The organism is Corynebacterium sp. MSK012 (assembly GCF_030232435.1).
GTDB lineage: Bacteria > Actinomycetota > Actinomycetes > Mycobacteriales > Mycobacteriaceae > Corynebacterium > Corynebacterium jeikeium_D.
In genome coordinates this window covers 1-926 of sequence record NZ_JASPJU010000026.1, presented here as the reverse complement: position 1 = coordinate 926, position 926 = coordinate 1, and the positions used below count along the sequence as shown (strand labels likewise).

General features: G+C 57.6%; 1 protein-coding gene. It reads left to right on the top strand.

Translation table 11 applies throughout. The features are described from left to right. Positions 1–152: 152 nt before the first annotated feature. The coding region (locus tag QP977_RS10960) for an IS256-like element IS3503 family transposase (protein WP_284847308.1) at positions 153–926 on the top strand (774 nt) is incomplete at its 3' end.

Below are 926 nucleotides of genomic sequence, written 5' to 3'. Positions count from 1 at the left end.
GGGTTAAGTAAAGAAAAGTGTGTCCGCATGCCACCATAACCCCAGACCACACACCACAAATCACCAAAGAATAGCTCCCCGAAAGCTATTACCCACACCATCCCGCACCTCCGGCCACATTTGTGCTAACCGCACACCGGTTGGATTAAAGGATGACCACCAACCGCCCCAGCTGCCCACTATGCGGCAACAACACAAAGAAAAACGGCACCACCAGCAAATCAACCACCCGTTGGCGCTGCACCCACTGCGGACACTCCTTTACCCGCAACACCCAAACCCACAACAAAAACACCGCCACCATGGCTTTGTTCATCCAATGGGCCACCGGCACCCAATCTCTAACCACCTTCGCCGCACACCATGGCGTAACCAGGCAAACCATGCACCACCGATTCCGATGGTGCTGGTGGATCATCCCCACACCCACCATCGACTCATTCCGCATCCATGACCAAATCTTCCTCGACGCGACCTATCTAAAGTCCGGATGCCTCCTGATCGCAGCCAGTAAAACCCACGTCATCAACTGGACCTGGGCCAGACACGAAACCACCGCCGCCTACACCGAACTCCTACGCCCCATTGCCGCACCACTAATCGCAGTCACAGACGGCGGACAAGGTGCCCAATCAGCCATCCACCACTGCTGGCCAACAACACGCATCCAACGCTGCCTCGTCCACGCCCAACGAACAGTCCGCCGCCACACCACCAGCAACCCCCGCACCGATGCCGGCAAAACCCTCTACCGCCTAGCCCTGAAACTCACTCGCATCACCGACCTTGACCAAGCATCCACATGGGTCGCCCACCTGCACGAATTCGACCACACCTACCGGGAATGGATGAACGAGAAAACCACCATCAAAGACCCCGTTACCGGCGCCTACACCAAGGTCTACACCCACCAACGCGTCCGAGCG